The following is a 4,674-nucleotide window of genomic DNA, read 5'->3' on the forward strand; positions in this document are numbered from 1 at the left end:
GAATCAATGTTTTGAAATTGGTTATTTAATCGTGCGAATAAGAGTTACTCATTTACACAAAATTATTGACACTCTCGCAAGCTGAATAGTTTAAGTTATGTATTTTGAAAAATCTATGCTATAGTTTAACTAAATATAGTAATAACTGGTTGAAGCGATTGCTTTCAAGAATTTTATCCTGTTTTGGGTTGGCGGGATTCTTGTTAGTAGTGGCTTTTTTTGTTTGTGAAGGGAATTGATTAAATGGCATTTTTAGGAACTTTATGTTTAATTTTGGTGACCACGGCATTAGCGGGACATTTTAGTGCCCGGATTGGGATTCCGGCCGTAATTGGGCAATTATTAGTTGGTATCATAGTTGGTCCAGCGGTGCTCAATTGGGTTCAGCCGAATGCCTTTGTGCATGATTTTTCTGAGATTGGTGTCATTATTTTAATGTTTATCGCTGGTCTGGAGAGTAACTTGGAATTATTAAAACGTTATTTACGTCCAAGCGTGATTGTTGCGACGGCGGGTGTCATTTTACCAGTTGGTTTAATTTATTTAACTAGTCTTTGGTTCAAACTCAGTCAAGTGGAGAGCCTTTTTTTAGGTATAATTTTTGCAGCCACTTCCGTTTCTATTTCCGTGGAAGTTTTGAAGGAAATGAAGGCACTGGATAGTAAAGAAGGAACGACAATTCTGGGGGCCGCGGTGGTTGATGATGTGTTAGCCGTCGTTATTTTGAGTGTTATGGTCAGTTTGGTTGGATCACAATTAAGCACAAGTAACGCTGCACCTACACCAATTGGGATTAGTTTGCTAGAACAAGTTTTATATTTTGTTGGAATTTACATCGTTGTTCGCTGGCTGGCGCCCTATCTATTACGAATAGGTGAACAGTTGTTGGTGCCAGTCTCCGTGACTATTACCTCAATGGTGCTGTGTCTTAGCATGGCTTACCTGGCCGATCTAGTTGGTTTAAGTGCCGTTGTTGGCTCTTTCTTTGCGGGGATTGCGGTTGGACAAACCACTTATCGAAAAGTAGTTGATCAGAGTATCGAGCCAATTGGGTATGCCATATTCATTCCGGTTTTTTTCGTTAGTATCGGTTTGAATATGACATTTTCTTCGTTAGGTAAAGATATCTGGTTTTTGTTGGCCTTAACAGTTGTCGGCGTATTCACAAAATTAATTGGTGCCGGTTTTGGTGCTTACATCTCAGGCTTTTCGTTAAACAGTTCTTATATGATTGGTGCCGGGATGATTTCACGCGGGGAAATGGCCTTGATTATCGCTCAAATAGGTTTTCAGGCGAAATTATTATCGGCGGATCGTTATTCGGCAGTAATTGGTGCCATTATTGCCACTACGTTAATTGCCCCATTTTTATTACGTCACGCGATTAGCAAGATTCGCAAAGCTTGAGTTTTACCAACTGCTTACTAGTTAATAATGCGATTATTATAAGCACACTGTAAATAATAAATACAATTAATTGACTCTAGTTTAATAATAAAGTTATACTTATTATAATAATTATCAAAGATTAAAGGCGAATATTGAGAAGATCACTTACCCAATGGCAAGGATTTCCTTGGTGTTCGCCTTTTTTTGCAAAAGTAGGTGGGAAATGTAGTGGGAGAACACCTTGATTGGTGTTTTTCTGACCAATTTTGTTTAAATGCCTTTCTAAAGATTTCCCAGGTGTTAACGTTGTTTAACTATATTGACCTACCAATAAAAATTTGCAAAGAATAATCTTTCAAGAACTAAGGAGGCGAAACTTATATGTATTATGATCAGGATAAAAAAACCATTATTAGCACGCTTGAAAGTAATCGATCTAAGGGCCTGACTTCTGAAGAGGCAGCCAAGCGATTAGAAGAGTATGGTGTTAATGAAGTTCAACAAAAAAAGGAACGGCCAGCTTGGCGGATTTTTCTCCAAACCTTTAAAGATCCATTAGTGATTGTATTGATGGGTGCCGTAGTTCTTTCTTTATTTAGCGCCAGTTATGATTTTTTTATTACCGACAATATGGCCCATAGTAGAACGTCACTTTACGAGGCAATTGCGATTGGTATCTTAATTTTAGGGAATGCCGCTTTGGCCTTTTGGCAGGAAAATAGTGCCAAAAAATCATTGGCCGCACTGCAACAATTAGCGGAGCACCAAACAATGACTTTACGGGACAATGATTGGCAGAAAGTTCCTGGTAAAAAACTTGTTCCTGGAGATATTTTAAGTGTTAAAATGGGTGACTTCATTGATGCGGATGTTCGCTGGTTGAAAGTGGCCGAATTGCAGGTTAGTGAAACCCATTTGACTGGGGAAGCCGATGCAATTAGTAAGCAAACCGATGAATTGGCGGCCGATAGTGCCTTGGCCGAACGCAGCAATATGGGTTATGCAGGTTCAACTGTAGTCAACGGTAATGGGATTGGAATTGTTGTTGCAACGGGGCAAAATACCGAGTTAGGTAAAATTGCCGAAATATTGACCCAGGTAACTGATCAAAAAACTCCCTTACAACAAACCATTAACCGATTGACCAAACGTTTGTTAGTCATATCTGCTTGTTTAGCAACCTTTACGTTAGTCTTTATGCTGGCAAAGGAATTTGTACTAACTGGTCAGTTGACGATTGAAACGGTTGCCTCGGTAATCTCAACGACCATTATTTTAGCCGTTGCGTCAATTCCTGATGCCTTACCAGTAGTTCTATCGATTGTTTTAACCATTGGGGCTCGTTTATTGGCCAAGAATAATGGCTTAATCAAATCACTAAGCAGTGTTGAAACGTTGGGGGCCACTACGTTTATTGCTTCGGATAAAACGGGAACGCTAACCCGAAATCAAATGGCTGTAGTTCGTTTTTATGCCAACGGTCAGAATTTCACAGTTGAAGGCAATGGCTACGAGCCCGTGGGTGAAATTACAACTGCCGATGAGGAAGCCGACGAAGTTAGTTACCATGATTTTATGTTGGCGGCTGTGTTAAATAATGAGGCCAGCATTGAAGAAAATGAAGACGGTCGGATGACACCGTTAGGAAATCCAACTGACGTTGCGCTGGTTGTTCTTGGTGAAAAGGCTGGTTTTAAACGTAGCCAGTTGTTGGAAAATAAAAAAGGCCACCACATTGATTTGCTGCGGGTCCTGCCGTTTGATAGTACGCGTAAGATGATGAGTGTTGTGGTCAAACAAGATGGGCAATACAAAGTGCTAACTAAAGGGGCCCCAGACGTTATTTTACAACGAACGGAAACTATTCAAGAAGATAATCAACGTGTCGCGTTAAAGGATGCTAAAGCGACCGTTGAGCAGCAAATTTTAGACTTTGCCAATGATGCACTACGGACGTTGGCAATTGCGGAGCGGGATATTAGTCTAGATGAGGCCGAGAATGCGACGATGGATGAGTTAGAGCAAAAGCTTAATCTAATTGGGATTGCCGGTATCATTGATCCACCCCGGGAAGAAGTTCGCCAATCAATCAAAGAATTACACGCGGCTTCAGTCAGTGTTGTCATGATTACTGGTGATCACGCCGCAACGGCCCGGGCGATTGCGCTCCGCTTAGGCATTATTACCGATCAGGCCGCGCAAGTGATTGAGGGCAAAGATATGGAGCAAATGAGTGATGATGATCTGTACAAAATTGTACCAGATTGTCGAGTATACGCCCGGGTGACACCGGAGCATAAACAGCGGATTATTCGGCAACTGCAACGACACGGGGAAGTCGTTGGGATGACGGGTGATGGGGTCAATGATGCACCTGCATTACGCGCGGCGAATATTGGAATTGCAATGGGGATTAACGGAACCGAAGTAACTAAAGATTCCGCCGACCTAGTTTTATTAGATGATAAATTTACAACCATTGAACGATCGGTTGAGGCCGGGCGGACCATCTTTAGTAATATCCGTAACTTCATTCGGCAAGAACTAATTACGAATGTGGCTGAAGTTTTGGCCTTGTTATTAGGTATTTTACTTATTCACCGATCAATCGGGAATGTCTCTGCAACAACACCAACCTTAACTACTTTAATGGTGATGTGGGTTAATATGATTAGTGATTCTTTGCCCGCACTTGCGTTAGGCTATGACGAGCCAGAAGCCGATTTGATGGAGGCCAAACCACGGGATACCAAGAAGTCAATTTTAGCGGATGGCATGTTGCGCCGAATTATTGTTCGTGGTAGTGTCATGGGTTTCACGGTCTTTATTGCCTTCATCTGGGCAGCTTCATCCGGGATGGCCGCCGAAGAGGCGCAAACGGTTGCCTTTTTAACGTTAGTTTTTGGCCAACTTTGGCACGTTTTCGATGCTCGAAGCTCCACGACGTTATTCCGGCGTAATCCGTTTACTAACTGGCGCTTATTGACGGCAGTCAGTTTTGCGGCACTTAGCTCATTATTGGCCACTTTATTACCCTTCTTCAATGAATTGATGGGAACAGTGCCACTTACGGCGCCGCTGTACCTAGCCGTTATTCTATTACCATCATTACCGACGTTTATAATATCGGGAATCAAGGAAGTATGGTTGCGGTTAAGAAAATAAGAACAAATGAAGAGGCACACGTTCTAAAGTAATGTTCGGAAACAGTAAACAATCTAAGATTAGTTCCGGTAAGAACTGGTGAGTTTTCCAGTTCTTACCGGATTTTTCTTTTTGTCCGTT

Annotated in this window: 2 protein-coding genes; both read left to right on the forward strand. The window is 41.7% G+C overall.

Features of this window, described 5'->3' with window-relative positions; translation table 11 throughout:
- Nucleotides 1-243 precede the first annotated feature (243 nt).
- Nucleotides 244-1,407 (forward strand): cation:proton antiporter, encoded by a 1,164-nt coding sequence (locus EKM98_RS11780; protein ID WP_125982737.1) that lies wholly within the window; start codon nt 244-246, stop codon nt 1,405-1,407.
- Between the two features lie 363 nt (nt 1,408-1,770).
- Entirely contained in the window at nt 1,771-4,554 is a 2,784-nt protein-coding gene (locus tag EKM98_RS11785; RefSeq protein ID WP_125982738.1) for a cation-translocating P-type ATPase, read from the forward strand.
- The last annotated feature ends 120 nt before the right edge of the window (nt 4,555-4,674 follow it).

The sequence above is a fragment of the Loigolactobacillus iwatensis genome, from assembly GCF_003950295.1.
GTDB lineage: Bacteria > Bacillota > Bacilli > Lactobacillales > Lactobacillaceae > Loigolactobacillus > Loigolactobacillus iwatensis.

Bases quoted from the DNA above. Each gene is read 5' to 3' on its own strand.
- EKM98_RS11785 (WP_125982738.1), top strand. From the start codon at position 1,771: ATGTATTATGATCAGGATAAAAAAACCATTATTAGCACGCTTGAAAGT.
- EKM98_RS11780 (WP_125982737.1), top strand. From the start codon at position 244: ATGGCATTTTTAGGAACTTTATGTTTAATTTTGGTGACCACGGCATTA.